Below are 15,961 nucleotides of genomic sequence, written 5' to 3'. Positions count from 1 at the left end.
CAGCCGGGCCTCACCCCTAGGGGTGTAATGCGCCACCGTGTCCGAGGCTTCTGCAGCATCCGGCACCCCCGTCGCTCCGCGAGCGTCATGAGGCTGGCAACGTGGACGGATCGGAGTAACCTCGCGGTGACGGAATTGGCTTTCTCGTGCTTGCGGGCATCCTGACGACGGCCGTCGTCGTGGCCGGCGCCATCGTGTGGGCGGACGCTGAATTCCACTGGCTCCTAATGGTGCCCCTGGAGGGACTCGAAAACTGCGACCGCCCCTTAAGCGTCGTTCTCGTGATGGCAAAACCCGCGGAATTCCGCGTTTTTTGGCCTCCTGGAGATGACTGCGATCACCTAGGAATTCACTCGATTGTGGGCAAATTGTGGGCAAAAACTGTTCCGGCATCGGTGGAGGAGGAAGTCACCCCAAGCCTTGCCGGCGGGCAGCCCTGCAGCACGCCGGTATTCTTCGCTTCATGCAACTGTCAGATGTCGCATCGGCGTTACGCGTCGAACCCTGCGTCCTATTCTTGGGCTCCGGCATCTCTATCCCCTCCCCGAGTAGTCAACCATCTGCCGCTTGGATCCTCCAGGTTTTCATTCGCCGTCTCGCCCGGGGCTTGGTTCCCGACGGCGTCCTAAGTGAATTGCTCGACCGTTGGCCGCTCCCGGAGTTCGTTTACGGGGTGTGCGAACGGTACTTCGGCAGCGGTGTCTACGATGTCTGGTCGGCTCTCGAGCTGTGGCGCTCCCATTCGAGCCTGGGCCCGAATGCCGGTCAGCTGACAGCGGTTCACGTCGCTGCAGGATGTGGCAAGCCGATTCTCACCCCGAATTTTGACAACTTCTTGGAAGAGGCAGCTGCCGTTCTAGGCCTCAAGGTAGTGCGAGACGTCGCATGGCCGGGACATGGATTTTCGCCCGCCCCCGCGCAACAGGGTGTCGTAAATCTGTGGAAGCTTCATGGAACGGCGGAAGAGATTGGCTCAGTCTTCTCCAGCGTGCGAACACTGACGACTCCACAAGTCGGTGTGCGTGAAGCGATTCGTCGGGCACTTTCGGACGATGCGCGACTCGTTCTGGCCGGCTACTCGGGCCGCGATCTGGATCTCTTTCCGCATGTGGCAGGCGTGACGACCGCGAAGAGCCCGATTTGGGTCGACCTGAACTTTCCCCCCGAGCATCGTTCCCAGCTCTTGAGCACGGCGCCGCAGCGGGCCACCGGATCGTTCGACACGATCGGTCGCTTGTATGCCCGCCAGGTGGGTGGGACCTTGGAGCGCCTAGTAGAGGAAGCGACCAAGAGAGATACGAGCGCTGATTCCACCGCGGTGCATTCCGAAGCGGAGGCACACATTCAACGCGTTGCAGATCGCTGCTCAGATTCAACCAAGAGACGGCTGGTTCTGGCGGAGCTGCTTATCAATTCGGGCATGTCTAATCACGCGATCCGAGTACTGGAGGGGCCGCCTGTTGAGGGGCTACTTGAAACCGAGCGCACACGGCTGAGCGCAAAGGCACTTTGGGAGAAAGGGCGGTTCGTCGATTCGCACAGGTTGGCTGCTAGTCGATTGGGCCAAGCGGCAGGACCAGAACGGGCGCTGCTGCAGTTTTCCATGGCGGTGGCCGCAGTCAGGCAACGTGTTCCGCCTGGCGGCCTCCCCCTACCTTTGAACAAGGTGTCGGTCTTCGTTCGTGCTGCCGCAGCTTCGGCGCTACTTCTCCTAAATCGAGGGTCATATTGCAGGCGTTACAGCATCCCTGAACCAATCAGGACTCCGTTCACAGAGGGGTACTTGGAGCACGCGATCAGAGTCGCTCTGGCCTTTCAGCTCGCTCTATCCAGTACTTCCGGGGGGCACCCAGCAGCCGTGCGACTCGTGCTCGGAAAGATCTGGTTGCGAATCTCTCTGGCCTGTGTCCGAACCGGCTACGCCGAGGGAGCCGGGAATTGTTCGCGATACTTGTCGCGGCTCGGGCTTAATGTTCCGGACGCCCTCCAAGAGATCCATGATTTCTTGGGACACAGTCTCGGCGTGGCCATTGCCTTCAGGGACGCTTCGAATCGCCAGCACGCGGCCGGTAACGAGGCTGAAGCCCGTCGCCTATTTCGTCGAGGGCTGCAGATAGCGGGAAGTCAGGAGGATCCAACCTTGATCCTCACTTTTCTTGGTCTGGGCGATCGCCTAGGAGAAGTAGTGCCGATCGACAGATCCGCGCTCTCCGCGATCCAGGCGAAATGGACGCGGTCGCTCCTGCACTACATAGACGAGCGCGAGCGCACATCTAGAGGGATCTCGTGACATCCGACGTGCTGCTCATTCCGGCGGATACTCTCGACCGCTCCGGGGTTGAGATTCTGGCGCAACGATGGACCTTGGCACTGAGACATGATGGCGTCGCGGCGCAGTTGGTTGTTCCCGACGCTCGTGGCGGTGGGGTCTCGCATGTTCATGCGGGCCTACGCGCCGCGAGTCTCCGCTCGGCGACCGTTGTGGTCCTCGGCCTGCCTTCGCCGGCCGAATTTGCACAGGAAGTCGTCGACGCCATTCGGGATCACGACGGCCGTGTGATTTTGCTCTGGGAGCGGTCGGCGCACAGCATGGAAAACTCGGCAGCCGGCCTGGTCCGACTGGAGGCGATCCGTGAAGCGTGGCTCTTGAACGAGTTCGCGCGCGGCTCAGCGCAATCTATCCTTCCTTCGGCACGGATAGATGTCGTTTCCCTCGCGATTCCGGATGTCTTTTTTCGAGCCAAACATGAGGCTGTCACCCCGTATGCCGCATACTTGGGCCGATTCTCCGAATCAAAAGGAGCCGCAGTACTGGCTCGCGCCTGGGTGGACGAAGTCTTTCCGGTTGCGGGGTTGCCATTAGTGATGGCTGGCCGCGGAATGAGCGGCGGCTCCACAGCCGAGACGGAGATTCTTGAGGCGGAAGAACAATTTCCGCAGGCCATCCGCACTGTGCATTTGATGGCAGAGGAAAGCAGGGCACGCTTTCTAGGCAGCGCCGATCTCGTAATATTCCCCGCGCGCACAGACTACTTTCCTCAGGCGTTGGCCGAAGCATTGGCGGCGGGCGCCCCCATCGCGGCGACGGATATTACGGGACACCGCCCGTTGGCGCGCCCGGGCGAGACGTCGTTCGCCCTGGACCTGTCGATGTCAAACCTGGGATGCATCGTGGAGCTGGCGGCCGCGGACGACTCCTCAATACGCCAGCTCGCTGTGAACGGGCGCTGTCTTGCGAAGAGTACTCAGTCTGCAGAGGCTACCTCGCGACGGCTCGTCGATCTGCTGTCATGATCAGCGACCTCGAAGTTGCTCAGTTCGTTTCACATCCTGAACCTCATTTTCAATGTCATCCCACGCGAGATCCACGAACGACTTCGGTGTCCACCAGATGCGCGCATATCCGCATTGCAGCGGTAGAAAATCGCTCAATAGCGCAGCACCACCCGTCCGGATGACCAGGTCCACCCGCGAGGGGACCCAGAGGTTCGAAATAAGACTGTCCATCGTCGTCAGATGCGGACCACCACGATCGGCGAGCTCTTCAGCTGGGCTATATGCAACTAGCAAATACAGTTGTCGGCCTGTGAGATGGCGAGTCTCCTGCTCCGCCTTACGAAGCGAGGCTTGATAGGCCGTAGAGACTGAAGTCGGGTCTCCGGCTATCTTGATTCCAACACCCAATTCCCGACTCAGGTCAAGCAGAGCGCCGTCGACGAACGAAGCGCTCGCGGCGAAGACTGCCTCAAGATCGCTGGCGGATCGCTTCAGGTTGTCGCGGCTTAGCAGGTAGAGCGAGATCTCCGAAACGTCATTTTCGAAGAGATTTCGCACGAGCACCTCTACTGAAGCGAACGCGCGGTCGTATGCGCTTTTCAAGCCGATTCTGTTCGCGCGTGCCCAGCGGCGAGCGCCGTCGACAATTAACCCCACGTGCATCCGTGCTCGCAATCGGTAGTAGGTTCACGGGACCGTTGGTCCGAATCGTAGTGCGCTTCGACAGACCCGCGCGCGCTGGGAGTGTGAACTCGCTTCACGAATACTGAAGCCGTCCCGCTGGGCCACCAGATGACGTCTACACGATGGCGGAATTGTCGAGCAATTCTCATGAAGCAAGTTGCACTAGTAGGCTGCCCAAATGGCCATCGAGACACGAACGCCGGCTAGCTGGAACGAACTTCAGAATCTCTTGTTCGATGATCCTTGGCCAGAGCACGCCAACCCGTATCACTCCGCGTTGATTCACCGAGGTATGAAGGATATCTCCTGGCCTCTGCAATCCTCGCTGGAGCGCCATCGGCTGTTTCCACGGGAGCGGGATCTCCTCCGAAACTTCCAGAAGTACTCTCGCTCGGCCGACATACCACGGGGCCACCGCTGGGAATGGCTAGCGTTAGCTCAACATCACGGCCTACCTACGCGGCTGCTCGACTGGACGTATAGTCCGCTGGTTGCGTTGCATTTCGCGACCGCAGACATGACATACAGGGGATCTAGCGTGGTTTGGTGCCTTGACTATGTGCGAGCCCACGAGCGCTTGCCATCTGACCTTCGTGGTCATCTCAAGGACGGTGCCACCGCCTTCACCACGGAAATGCTTGATCGAGGCAAAGTCGATGTAGACCCTGCGGGCGGTCAGGAGTTCGATGACGCGTACCTAATCACCCTCGAGCCTCCATCGATGGACGACCGAATCGTCAACCAATATGCGGGCCTGACCGCCTTCTCCTCTTCGTCGATATCGCTCGACTCATGGCTGGAAACTTTCCTCGAGCCAGTGGCGGTGAAGATCGAAATTCCGATAGGTCTTCGAGCTGAAGTACGTGAGAAGCTGGACAAGGCCAACATTAACGAACGCGTGATATATCCAGGGCTGGACGGGCTGGCCACCTGGCTGACTAGGTACTACTCGTCTCCCCAGAGAGAATGGCTCCTCCCTTAGAAAAACGAGGGAACAGCAGTCGGGCAATAGAGCCGCCTCGGTGCCGGCGACCAACAACCCCGATTCGACACTTTCGAAGCTCTGTGCAAACTACGTCCACCCTTTAAGTGTCGTTCTCTTGCTTCAAGAATCGGCAGAATGCCGCGCTTTTCGACCCTCTGCGGTGGCTGACATTGCATGGAACTCACTCAGTTGTGGGCAAAAGCGAGATCGCGAATCACCCTGTGCCTGGGACGTCTCAATCCATCGCCCAAGATTCTGCGTCAGCACATCTCTGACGATTTCCGACTAGGACTATCTCACGATGGCGCTGAAGACGTTGCCCCGTCAAGCTTGAGTGGCCCGCGGCCTGGGAGCGTGCTTATCCAACGGGTCGATCGCATAGGTCGAGACGGTGTCAACGTAATCCCGAATGTAAGGTTCGAGCTCTCTTGCGAGCAAAGACGCATCTGACCGAGTCAACTCCAGAAGCGGGCGCCTCAGCAGCATCCCCCACGCTGCGCTGTTTTTGAATGTCTCCAAGACCGGCGCCAGGGGAGCAATTTCGACGCCCGCTCGGCGAGGTGCAAGGCCCAGAATCTTGATGTTGCACTCGCTGACAAACTCGCGACCAGCGATTTCGGTGGGCCCGTCCAACTGACGAAGTGGGCTCTCTACGTCTGCTCGGCCTATGACCCGCGTGCGATCAATCGTGGGGTTGTGAAAGGCTCCTCGTGTAGTCAACAGGAATAGCTCGTCGCCTTCTTTTAGGGCTGCAACTTCACGCCTCGGCGTGGACGGAAATGCCATTCGCTGATTATTAAGCACCCAGGAGATCGCCTCACGCTCACCGAGGACGAGCAAGTATGCCGTGCGCTCTTGGCTGTTGGAATGAGCTTCAATCATCTCGAGGGACCAGTGCTTGTCGTTCCGGTTCGTAAACGTAATCGACGATCTCCCCTGACGTGATCATCGCAATAGCGCGATTGATAACGACCAGGGGCACATCGAACCACTCTGCGGGGTCGTGCTTTACTCCTTGCGGCCCGATCTGCGACGCATCCAGCCGGACGTCGGCAAAGACGCGATGTAGCAAATGCTCTAAGGCCGCCGTTTTCATGTTGTACGTTCGGTAGCTAGCCTCGATCTTGACCGGCGCCATGAGATACGTGGGATCGTTCTTGGCGTTGGCAATCCGCTGTTCGACTGGACCGCGGGAGAACCCGATCTTGTGTAAGTTCTTGAATGACGAGATCTGCGGGTCCTCGCTGAGCGACTTCAGAACATAGACATACCCAGAAAGCTTGTCGTCGGGGAAAAGTTCGCTGAATTCGGCATCCAGAACCGCATAGCCCTCGTGCTCGTAAAGCTGACCTGCGAGTGAACGGCGGAACAAATGGGACTCGGTGCCATTCTCGAAAATCGTCCGAGTGCGCCGCTTGTATCTGGTCCGAATTCCGGGGACTGATTGCTCCTCGCCTACCTCGGCAACAAAGAGCATTACACCCGCCATTACGAAGAATGCTCCCGGTTCAAGGGTCGGCTCGCCCTTGAATGGTACGAGTTTGGCGGCACCGCTCGCGAGCTCCGAGTGCTTCTGAACAAACAACGGCTCGAACTTGTCAAAGTCGAGGCACTTCACTCGCTGGGCGACCTCATCGGGGTCGAGCCGTCGCGCCCGGACAGGAAGATCACTCGTATCGAGCAAACCTGATTCGTCTTCGAGCAGCCCCAAGTCGTCGCTGTCTAGCAACTCTTCAATCGACTCCGGCGCCGTAGGCTCCAAAAGAAGTCCATATTCGTCAAGTGGTCGCAGCGCGGCGACCTTTCGTTCGTCAGCCAGGATTCCGTCTAGGCGAGCGCCGAGCTTGCGTTCTGCAATTTGCCGCGTATTCGAGTCTGGTGTGCGGCGATGTGCTCGGTAGAACTCGACGATTTCAAGGAAGGACCGCTCTAGCCTGTCGGACGATGAAATTCGTGCCGGCTTGACAGGAGTTTCGAGCAGGCCGTCATCATCCGAGTCAAAAATACTCTGGTAAACCGAGTCACTCATGGTTGATGAAGATTCTGCGCGTCGCGTTCTTGCTTTTTCTTCCTCAAGAAGAGGAGTGCCTCACCATAACGCTTCTCCGTGGCATCGGCGCTGCGAATATCGGGCGCACGTCGGTGGGTCTTGTTGAATTGCTGGATTTTGGGCCAAAGCGCGAGCGCTTCTTCTTCAGTAATCGCTATGCGCGTAGTTGCGATTGTGTCCTGGATGATGCGCAGAACCTGAGGGGTTACCGACTTCGACAGCACCTCAAATGCCCTCTGGAACGGATTGACTTTGTCGATCAGGTTGATGTCAATGTCGTCGATGTTGACAAATTTATCGGACATCAGGATGAACTGTTTGTTGCCGACCGGCTTGACCTCGCCGTTCTTGATGACCGAATCAACGACGACTTGCTGCCGGAGCTCCTCCACCTCCATTTCGTCCAGATCGGGATACCGCTCGCGGATGATCTTCGGGATCAGAACCTTGTTCGTCACTTCTGGGTCGAGGCTTCCCGCTGCGGCTTTGACAAAGGTGTCGTCCTGAAGAATGGTCGCCTTCAGATCGTTAAGATCAGTGGCTACGATCTGCTTGACGCGCTCCGTGGATGGTTCTTTGAATCCTCGGATATGGAGCTCGCCTTGTCGTGGAGGGTCGTCGCTGGTCTTCGTCTTGAAAGTGAAGTTTGGTGCAAGCACTTGTTCCATAAGGAGCGAGGCAGTGATTGCCTTCAGCATGTTGTTGACTGAGAGTTTCACCTCGTCGGTCGTCGCATCAGGTTGAGCTATCAAATTCGTAAACTGTGCGTGGCTTTTCAGAGGGCTGTCCCGCGTTACGCGTCCAATTATCTGGATGACTTCTGTCAGAGATGCCCGATAGCCGACGGTAAGTGCATGCTCCGCAAAGGGCCAGTCAAAACCCTCCTTAGCCATTCCTAGGGCGATGATGATGTCAATACCATCGCGGTCCTTCGAAGCAACCGTCGTCAGGTAGAGCAGCGTTTCGGCACGGGCCACCTCGTCCGTGTCATCCACGAGATCGGCGACCTTCAGAATGTTGCCGTTATCGCGGCGACGAACCAATATGATGTTGGACTCGATGTCATCAGTGGGGACAACCTCGCCAATCGCGTCGATAATAATCCCGACCTCTTCGAGTTTGTCCTTGGTCGATTCACCGCTATTGACGTTTGGGATGTGGATAAGCGTCTTCTTATCTAGATCAAGAATCTCGTGGATAGCACTTGTGTATCGCCCTTGATAAAAGTGATGCCCGATTCCGAGTGACTTTAGATGTTCGTAGCCGTTGAGCTGGTCATAGTAATTGAACGTGACTGGTGTAAATTCTGCTTCCGTCTCCGGCAGCAGGACAGGAACCGAGTCGCCTCGGAAATACGAACCGGTCATAGCGACGATGTGCGCATCTGATCCTTGCATTACGCCCTGCAGTAGCTCGCCCAGGCGGTTGCTGCTCGTGTCCGCTGACACGTGATGGAACTCGTCGATTGCGAGTACGGTCCCGTTGAAGTCCGACGGCGACAGCCTCTCATACGCAAAACGCAAGGTCGCGTGGGTGCAGACCAGCGTTGCGCCATGCCCGCGCAGAAAGTCCACGAACTGTTGGACTTTTCCGGCCGGGGTGCCCGGAGTGCAAAGATTGTGTTGCGGCTCAATGTCCCAATCTGCGAAGAAGCCGTGCCTTGTGAGGTTCGTCGATGCGAACGATGCTCCGATGGAGCGCTCCGGGACAGCGACAATGACTTTCCGCCGTCCCTGATTGAAGAGCTTGTCCAAGCCAACAAACATCAATGCACGAGATTTACCTGAAGCCGGCGGCGCTTTGACCAACAAGTACTTTGCCTGACGCTGCGCGAAGACGCGCCGCTGCATTTCGCGCATACCTAACGCGTCGGTATGGACGCTCTCCCCGGTTTGGGCGTATGTTACGTCAACAACATTTGTGGGCTGCGCGATTGCAGTCACTTGTGCCTCTCCTCGGCCAACTTGTCCTCGTACATTTCGAATAAAAGCGAGAGACGCTCCTCATCGCTAGCAAATCCACGCTTGCGATAGATCGAATCGACCAATTCATCAACGGCGTGGTGAGCCTCTCGCAAATCCTCCGGCATCATGTCGCGGTCATACAGCTCGGCGAGCGTCCGCTCGGAATGGTATTCACGAACGTCGAGAACCCTAAGGGCAGCCTCGGTAAGCTGCTCCCTCGCCAATGCGGCCAGCCGTGGCAGTGGGAAGTTGTTGTACACGATGGTTGCCGAGTAGCGAATTCGTGTTTCGAGAGCACCTGCGACCGACCGAGTCCAGACCATGTGCATCCTCGAGGTCAATATCCCGAAGAGCCAAGGATCGACCCCGTAGGCGGCATTGGCCAGGTTGGAGACGACAGTCCGACCATCCAAATAGCCGATCGGGATGTACTCCCGTCGTTCCGACGATGTCGCTGGAACGATGATCGAATCTGTATTTTGATGCGCAAAAAAATAGAAGCGATGGGGTGTATCTGCTAGCGCGCGTGTGGACTTTTCGGTGCTATTCGCACGGTGAGCGCGCACCCCGTCAAGACGTAATGCGATTTCGTCAATTTCTAGCGCGGCGTCGAGATCTTCATCCGAAATCACGAGACACCAACGAGTCTTGCCTTTGATGTACTCATCCGAGCCGCTGTACCCACGGAGGAATTTCAGTGCAAGTGGGTCGGAGTTGATCAGGGCATCGCGTTCTGAATCGCTGAGTAGCAGATGCCCACCGTCATTAGGCATCGAACCATACCCGAGCCGAGGAAGGTTTGAACTGATCGGGGTGCTACGGCGACCTATCCAAATGTTTGGACCTTCCGCCAGATACGGATTTATCCGGCTGACCTCGTGCCGAATCTCGTCGGAGAAGATGAACTTGGGCCGATCGCTGATATTCCGAAGGCCGATGACGACACAGGTAACACCCGCGGCATTCTTTGCTTGGTTCGACCAACGAAACGAAGTGTAGGCGTAACCGATCTCCAAGGTTTCCGACAAGACTCCGGGCCACAGAAGCCCAACCTGCTCACCTTGGGTGACTGAATTCGTCGCAACGAGTGCGAGCTGCGCCCTCGTATCTCGAATGTAGTCGCCTCCCTTGATGAACCACGCACTGACGTAATCGAGGCTCTTATAGCGCGGCGACACCGACTTCAAATCCCTTTTGTGCTCGGCGGATTGGTTCCGGCTGCCGAGATATGGGGGATTTCCAATCACGTAAATCTCTTCGGACCCATCGTTGGGGCACACGCTGCCCCAGTCAATGGCGATCGCGTTCCCGGCAAAGATGTTTCCGGATTCCTTGAGCGGGATTAGGGGGAGGTCGATTCCGAACTTCTCACGGAACTCGACATTCATTTGGTGCTTGGCGATCCAGAGCGAAAGCACCGCAACCTCTACGGCAAAATCATCGATCTCCAGGCCGAAGAAATGCTCGATACTGATTCGAGATCCGAGAAGGTCCAGCGTGTATTTGTCACGCCGTAGTGATTGGAGTCTCTCTAAGATCGCGTGCTCGAGCTTGCGCAGCTCCTTGTAGGCGATGACTAAGAAGTTGCCAGAGCCACAGGCAGGGTCGAAGATCTTTATCTGTGCGATTCGCTTCAGCAGGGACTCAAGCTTGGTTATGCTCTCGAAGCCCTGGTCAAACTGCCCCTTGAGCTCGTCCAGGAACAGCGGCTCAATCGTCTTCAGGATGTTCGGCACCGAGGTGTAATGCTGGCCAAGATTCGCTCGCTGTCCGGGCGTGACGACCGCTTGAAACATTGACCCAAAAATGTCTGGGTTGATCTCGCTCCAAAGAAGGCGACCGCTTTCCAGGAGGAGATCTCGTGCGCGCTTGTTGAAAGCCGGCACTGTCTGGTGATCTCGAACAGTGAAAAGCCGGCCGTTCACATAAGGAAACTCGGACAGGTGGCTGGGTTTTGCCGATGCCGTCGCGGTGTCTAGTGAACGAAATAGTGCTTCCAGGAAGTCGCTCACATCGGACCCGTCGGCCTGGGTGAAAGCGGCAACTGCCGCAGTGAACTGCCCTTCTTTGAAAATGCCGGTGTCCTCCGCGAAGAAGCAGAACAACAGTCGCGTGAAGAACACGTTGAGGGCATGGCGCCCGGTCTCCGTTGTATTCAGTTCCGGGTTCACGAGTACTAGCTCGTCGACTAGTTTCGCCATCCGCTCAGCGGCTTTTACGTCAGCGTGAGCCTCGGCTACATACTGCGCTTTCTCCATGCCGGCCCAGGGAAGGAAGAACGTAAAATATCGTTCCACGTCGCTGATGGGCGAAGCGAGGGTCTCCCCTGTTTTCGTGTCGACTGCATAGAGATCGACATAATCCGTGACTATTACGAACCTTGTGTTGTAGCGAACGACTGCAGGCGAGTTTCGCAGTTCGTCGATAACGGCGAGCAGGTTATCTTCAACCGCTTTAAAGTAGAGCACGCCCTTTTGCGCGACTTCCGTCGCAGGGTCGTCCGCGACGTTAATTGAGCCGTTACGAAGCCGAGTGATATTTGCAGTCGACCGCCCATAAGCGCCAAGAAGGTCAAAAATGAAGTCACGATCGTACTGCGTTCTCGCGCCGAGGGGCCTTACCCGTTCCTCGATCGACTTTAGGTTGAGCCGAGTCACGGCCTGACACCCGACTCACCGAAGGAGTGCTGAGCGATTGCGAACGAGGTGGCAATGGTGCGACTCCTCGCGCGCCTGCACATGGGCAACTCACACATTCGGTAGGCGTGCGTAGGGTCAGGGATGCACCGAGGAGCGTCTGTCAGGAACCCCCACACGTTCACGGCTGTCCCTTCTCGACAATCCTGGCCGATCTAGCCGATCTAGCCGATCTAGCCGATCCTATCGGTGGTCGGCCTCTTCCCTCACCTCGCGAGATCGCATCTAACGTCGGCGATGCAATGCCCAGCATTGCGAAGACAACGGAGCAGAGTCGCGCGGATGGCCTTCGTCGAGGACCTCACGTTGAGGCAGTGACCAAGACGCTGGTCCACCAGACGCGCAAATCGAGCTTCGTCACATCGACGACGACGAGGGAGTACCGCCCACCGCGACCAGATCCGAGTAGATGCCGAATCTGTCGCCTACGTCGTTGCCTGCGAATGAACGAGCGGATAGGGCTCTTAGACGAAACGCGAAGGATGAGAGCGACAGGGAGGAACGAAGAAAGCTAAGCGACAAGGAAAGGCGAAATGAAACAAGAGTGATCTTCCCCCGGTTCCTCGGACAGTTTGATGTGTCGTTTCAGGCAGCCAGGGTGACTGTCGTCGGGACGATCTTCTCGTAGTCCGCCGGTGAGTGGTAGCCCAACGAGGAGTGCCGGCGGCGCGGGTTGTACCAGGCTTCGATCCAGGAGAACATCGCGGTCCCCAGTTGCCGTCTGGTGGTCCAGGGCTGGCTGTCGAGGAGTTCGATCTGCATGCCGGACCAGAAGGATTCCATCATCGCGTTGTCGTAGCAGTCGCCAACGCTGCCCATGGAGGCGATCAGCCCGGCTTCGTGGACGCGGGAGGTGAAGGCCCAGGAGGTGTATTGGGAACCGTGGTCGGAGTGCATGATCGCCCCACGGACCCCGAACCTCCTCCAGCGGGCCATCTGGAGAGCGTCGACGACGAGGTCTGCGGTCATCCGGGATCCGATCGACCAGCCGATCGCCAGCCGGCTGTAAGCGTCCAGGACGACGGCGCAGTAGACCTTCCCCTCGGCCGTGTGGTGCTCGGTGATGTCGCCCAGCCAGAGCCGGTTCGGGCCGGGAACATGGAAGTTGCGGTTGACCTTGTCCTCGCTGGTGGCCGGGTTGGTGCGGAACCGGAACTTGCGTTTGACGGCGCCGGCCCAGCCGCGCTCGCGCATGATCCGCTCCACCCGTTTCCGCCCAATCCGGTAGCCGTGGCCCATCCGCAGCTCGGCGTGCATCCTGGGTGACCCGTAGGTGTGGAAGAACGCGCCCTTCTCCGATCGGAGCCGGGCGATCACCGCGGCTATCTCCTCATCCCGGGCTTTCCTCGCCGAGACGTGGTGCTTCGCCCAGGTGTAGTAGCCCGAGCGGGAGACCCCTAACAGCCGGCTGACCGTCGCGACTTTGAACCGGTGCGGGTCCTCAGCCGTCAGCTTCTCGATCAGTCGGAAAGATGTTTTGGGAGCACGTTCTCCTTCGCGAAATACGCCGCCGCGCGTTTCAGGATCTCGTTCTCCGTCTCCAACCGGCGCACCTCACGACGGAGCCGGACCAGCTCGGCCTGTTCGTCTGCGTCGAGGATCGGGACCACGCCAGAGGCCTTCTCCGCCTGCTCTTTGGCGAAGTCGTCCTCCGCGACCCATCTCGAGAGCGCACTGTTCGAGACGCCGAGCTCGCGGGCGACCTGCGACAACGGTCGGTCGCTGATCCGGACTAACTCGATCGCACGAACACGGAACTCCCGAGGGAAACGTCTAGCCATAAAGACCAACCTCCCGAACCAATAAGGCCGATGCTAAGTGACCGAGGAACCGGGGGAACACCAAGAGAGAGGGAAGAGATAGAAGGAAACACAAGAGCCAGGAAAGCAACAGAGAAAACTAGGCAAAGAGCGGATGCACGTAGGCACTTAAGTGGAGATTGCTGCACCGCGAGCAACCGCCGACCTTCTCCTCGCTGGTAAAGAGCGGCTAATCCTACTTAGGCGGTCGGGCTCTGAACGGACATTAGCCGCAAGAGCATGCCCACACAGCGGGGAGCGACGCCGACCCGATGAGTCCGACCGCTTTTTCCGAATGCCCGGTATTCTCACATACGTGACTTCCGGCGTTCCCGTCTCGCGGTGCTGTAGAGGCGTGCCGCTTGACTATAAGTGGTTCGGTGCAAATCGAGCAGCGCACGCTGAAGCTATAGACGCAGCCCTGGCCGCCTTCTATGACGCCATGCACCGAGAAGGGCTGCGATGGAATCCTTACAGGTGGGCGGCTGCGCGAGCCGAGTTTCGCGGCTACTTGCTGCGGGGCATCGAAGGTGATCTCACGCCTGTAAACGAAGTCAAGAAGATTGACCCGTATCGAAACGACTTCCTTTACGAGATCAGATTCAAAGTCAAAGTCGACGAGCCCGACGAAGATGGGAATCCAGTCTTTCGCACTATCCCGGTGCGCGCGTACCACGGCGAGCCGGAAAATCCGCAGTTCACCTTCGTTGGTCTTCACGTACATGAAAAGGTGATCGTTCGCGACGATAAGCGCGCAACCAATGACCTCCAAAACGTCGAAATCGAAAAGGCGATCGAGTTCTATCTAGAGGGTGTGCCTACAAATTGGGGCTAGAACCCGATTGTCAACTTTTGCAAATTCGTCATAGACTCTGATCTATGGACGAGGATATCGCAGCCGTTGAAGCTCGAGCTGAAGCCCTTGTTGAGAGCGACATCCATCTTCTTCGCAGTCTCGTCGCGTTGCGGAAACAGCATGGTCTCTCTCAGGAGGTCGTCGCTGAGCGCATGGGTGTGACCCAGCCCACAGTTGCGTCGTTCGAGCGCTTCGACAGTAACCCCAAACTTGCGACGGTGCGACGATATGCGCTTGCAGTTGGCGCTCTAGTGCAGCATGACATCGTCGACGATTGTCATCCCGCCGTGTCCGACGTCGTGCTAGTCGCTCTGGAATCGTCGCTCGCAAAGCCAACCTGGAATCATGGGAGCTCGCGATCGACACGCTGGCGCGCGGGATCACGGCGGCTCGAGTTTGCGCGATGAGTGACGTAACCGTAGAGCAGGTCGCCGAAGACGCCGAGCTGGAATCGATTCTCACGTTCGAGCTGAGTGCCCGGAACACGGAGGTCGAGTCCGATCCCGACGAGGAAATCGAGCCCTCTCACGTGCTTATCCTGGCGTCGAAAGACGACGGCAAGGGTTTCCAGGTCCGACTCCGAACTGACATCGAGACGCGAGAAGCCGAGATAGTCGCCGACCTCGCGGTTCGATTCGGCCTCACCGAGCTGTCGGCGAAGGACATTTCCGAGGAAGTCATGTTGGACTTCGTCAACAAGGTAGCGCTAATGGCCCTCCTCCCCTACGTTCGGCAGTCGATTGCTGATCTCACGCAGCGCGTTTTCGGCAGCCCGCTCCTGATGCCCCTAATGAAACGCGGCGACCTGACCTTCTCCCCCAGCGATGTGACGGAGCGCAAGCCTCAACGCGCTTAGTGCGCGCATTGCCTTGCGCTGATGGCAGGGCGACGTCGTCGCCGCAACCGGCGAGTGCCCTAACTCTTCTCTCCCGGCATCACGCGAAATGCAGCATGCGAGCGTAACGACGCAGCCCCACGACCGCAACTACACATGAGATCAGCGGTGCCGAACGCCAACAACTGGGTCTAGATGCCGCACCGGTACGCTCTAACCGACGGACTCGTGCCTCCCGAGGATTGCTGGACCATTGATGCCTTTGACTTTCGGGCGGCACATCCGTCTTTCAGGCTCAGCTCTGGTCCGACGGTAGAGTGCCGGCATGACTTTGCAGGGGAAGTTTGACTGGATCGAGCTGCAGGACGGCACATTCGATATTTACACCTCCGATCGAAAGATTGCGCACATTGCGCGTGGCGACCGTGGCTGGCACGTGGCCTCCGACCCCGATCACCAGTTCGAGGACGTTGGATCGCTTCTGAACAACATAGATAGTGGTCGGCGCGACGGGTTCCTGCCGCAGGACCGTTGAGGCGAGCAGATTCGATGTCTGTGCCAACGCGCTTCTCGTCGCCGCGTTCGCCGTGAGACGGGCGGGAGCTCAAAATATTCGACCGCCGCATTAAGGCCGCATGCGGCGCAACCCTGTTGAGGTTTGAGGGCCTTTCCGTCGCCCGATCGTAGCTCACTCCCGGTGCTCCGTGCCGGGCTTTCGCGGCGTAGCCTCCTCCGCTGCGCTCCCCCGGTACTCCTCTGTGAGTCTTAGAGCGGCTGGTCAGGGACCTGGCTGGCAGGGTTGGCGTTGGTCGTCTC

At 58.1% G+C, this 15,961-nt stretch carries 13 protein-coding genes; 7 read left to right on the top strand and 6 right to left on the bottom strand.

Annotated elements, in window-relative coordinates; all coding sequences use genetic code 11:
* Window positions 1-463 precede the first annotated feature (463 nt).
* Together P3F85_RS03675 and P3F85_RS03670 are read left to right on the top strand one after the other, a co-directional pair.
* Window positions 464-2,290, top strand: a complete 1,827-nt coding sequence (locus P3F85_RS03675; RefSeq protein WP_374009900.1) for an SIR2 family protein — start codon at window positions 464-466, stop codon at window positions 2,288-2,290.
* Entirely contained in the window at window positions 2,287-3,294 is a 1,008-nt protein-coding gene (locus tag P3F85_RS03670) for a glycosyltransferase (RefSeq protein WP_374009899.1), read from the top strand. Before P3F85_RS03675 ends, P3F85_RS03670 begins: the two co-directional genes overlap by 4 nt.
* On the opposite strand, the gene P3F85_RS03665 is transcribed toward P3F85_RS03670, so the two are convergent.
* Window positions 3,295-3,933, bottom strand: coding sequence for an undecaprenyl diphosphate synthase family protein (locus tag P3F85_RS03665; protein WP_374009898.1), 639 nt, complete (start codon window positions 3,931-3,933; stop codon window positions 3,295-3,297).
* Window positions 3,934-4,138: 205 nt separating this feature from the next.
* On the opposite strand from P3F85_RS03665, the gene P3F85_RS03660 reads away from it, so the two are divergent.
* The gene (locus tag P3F85_RS03660) at window positions 4,139-4,942 is read left to right on the top strand and encodes an FRG domain-containing protein (RefSeq protein WP_374009897.1); all 804 of its coding nucleotides are present in this window, start codon (window positions 4,139-4,141) and stop codon (window positions 4,940-4,942) included.
* 877 nt (window positions 4,943-5,819) lie between these two features.
* On the opposite strand, the gene P3F85_RS03655 is transcribed toward P3F85_RS03660, so the two are convergent.
* The 5 genes from P3F85_RS03655 to P3F85_RS03635 all read right to left on the bottom strand — a co-directional run bounded on the left by P3F85_RS03655 (window position 5,820) and on the right by P3F85_RS03635 (window position 13,436).
* Complete coding sequence (locus tag P3F85_RS03655) at window positions 5,820-6,974, bottom strand: GIY-YIG nuclease family protein (RefSeq protein ID WP_374009896.1); 1,155 nt, start codon at window positions 6,972-6,974, stop codon at window positions 5,820-5,822.
* On the bottom strand, window positions 6,971-8,938 hold the full coding sequence (locus tag P3F85_RS03650; protein WP_374009895.1) for a DEAD/DEAH box helicase: 1,968 nt from the start codon (window positions 8,936-8,938) through the stop codon (window positions 6,971-6,973). Before P3F85_RS03650 ends, P3F85_RS03655 begins: the two co-directional genes overlap by 4 nt.
* Window positions 8,935-11,616 carry a DNA methyltransferase gene (locus P3F85_RS03645; protein ID WP_374009894.1) on the bottom strand — a complete coding sequence of 894 codons (2,682 nt, stop codon included), beginning with the start codon at window positions 11,614-11,616 and terminating at the stop codon, window positions 8,935-8,937. The genes P3F85_RS03650 and P3F85_RS03645 overlap by 4 nt, the downstream gene beginning before the upstream one ends.
* A 624-nt stretch (window positions 11,617-12,240) precedes the next feature.
* Window positions 12,241-13,107 (bottom strand): IS3 family transposase, encoded by an 867-nt coding sequence (locus tag P3F85_RS03640; RefSeq protein WP_374010977.1) that lies wholly within the window; start codon window positions 13,105-13,107, stop codon window positions 12,241-12,243.
* Window positions 13,108-13,115: 8 nt separating this feature from the next.
* A complete protein-coding gene (locus P3F85_RS03635) occupies window positions 13,116-13,436 on the bottom strand; it encodes a transposase (protein ID WP_374008526.1) in 321 nt (106 codons plus the stop codon).
* Window positions 13,437-13,770: 334 nt separating this feature from the next.
* Between P3F85_RS03635 and P3F85_RS03630 the strand changes: the two genes are divergently transcribed.
* The 4 genes from P3F85_RS03630 (at window position 13,771) to P3F85_RS03615 (ending at window position 15,680) form a co-directional block, all read left to right on the top strand.
* Window positions 13,771-14,289, top strand: coding sequence for a hypothetical protein (locus P3F85_RS03630; protein WP_374009893.1), 519 nt, complete (start codon window positions 13,771-13,773; stop codon window positions 14,287-14,289).
* 44 nt (window positions 14,290-14,333) lie between these two features.
* A complete protein-coding gene (locus tag P3F85_RS03625) occupies window positions 14,334-14,717 on the top strand; it encodes a helix-turn-helix domain-containing protein (protein WP_374009892.1) in 384 nt (127 codons plus the stop codon).
* Window positions 14,714-15,166, top strand: a complete 453-nt coding sequence (locus P3F85_RS03620) for a hypothetical protein (RefSeq protein ID WP_374009891.1) — start codon at window positions 14,714-14,716, stop codon at window positions 15,164-15,166. Before P3F85_RS03625 ends, P3F85_RS03620 begins: the two co-directional genes overlap by 4 nt.
* 304 nt (window positions 15,167-15,470) lie before the next feature.
* On the top strand, window positions 15,471-15,680 hold the full coding sequence (locus P3F85_RS03615) for a hypothetical protein (protein WP_374009890.1): 210 nt from the start codon (window positions 15,471-15,473) through the stop codon (window positions 15,678-15,680).
* Window positions 15,681-15,961: the final 281 nt, after the last annotated feature.

The organism is Leifsonia sp. T36S-04, assembly GCF_042465655.1.
Taxonomy (GTDB): domain Bacteria; phylum Actinomycetota; class Actinomycetes; order Actinomycetales; family Microbacteriaceae; genus Leifsonia.
This window is presented reverse-complemented; position numbering and strand designations above follow the sequence as displayed.

Excerpts from the sequence above, each read along its gene's own strand:
- P3F85_RS03675 (WP_374009900.1), top strand. The coding sequence starts at position 464 with ATGCAACTGTCAGATGTCGCATCGGCGTTACGCGTCGAACCCTGCGTC.
- P3F85_RS03660 (WP_374009897.1), top strand. The coding sequence starts at position 4,139 with ATGGCCATCGAGACACGAACGCCGGCTAGCTGGAACGAACTTCAGAAT.
- P3F85_RS03655 (WP_374009896.1), bottom strand. The coding sequence starts at position 6,974 with ATGAGTGACTCGGTTTACCAGAGTATTTTTGACTCGGATGATGACGGC.
- P3F85_RS03635 (WP_374008526.1), bottom strand. The coding sequence starts at position 13,436 with ATGGCTAGACGTTTCCCTCGGGAGTTCCGTGTTCGTGCGATCGAGTTA.
- P3F85_RS03625 (WP_374009892.1), top strand. The coding sequence starts at position 14,334 with ATGGACGAGGATATCGCAGCCGTTGAAGCTCGAGCTGAAGCCCTTGTT.
- P3F85_RS03620 (WP_374009891.1), top strand. The coding sequence starts at position 14,714 with ATGAGTGACGTAACCGTAGAGCAGGTCGCCGAAGACGCCGAGCTGGAA.
- P3F85_RS03615 (WP_374009890.1), top strand. The coding sequence starts at position 15,471 with ATGACTTTGCAGGGGAAGTTTGACTGGATCGAGCTGCAGGACGGCACA.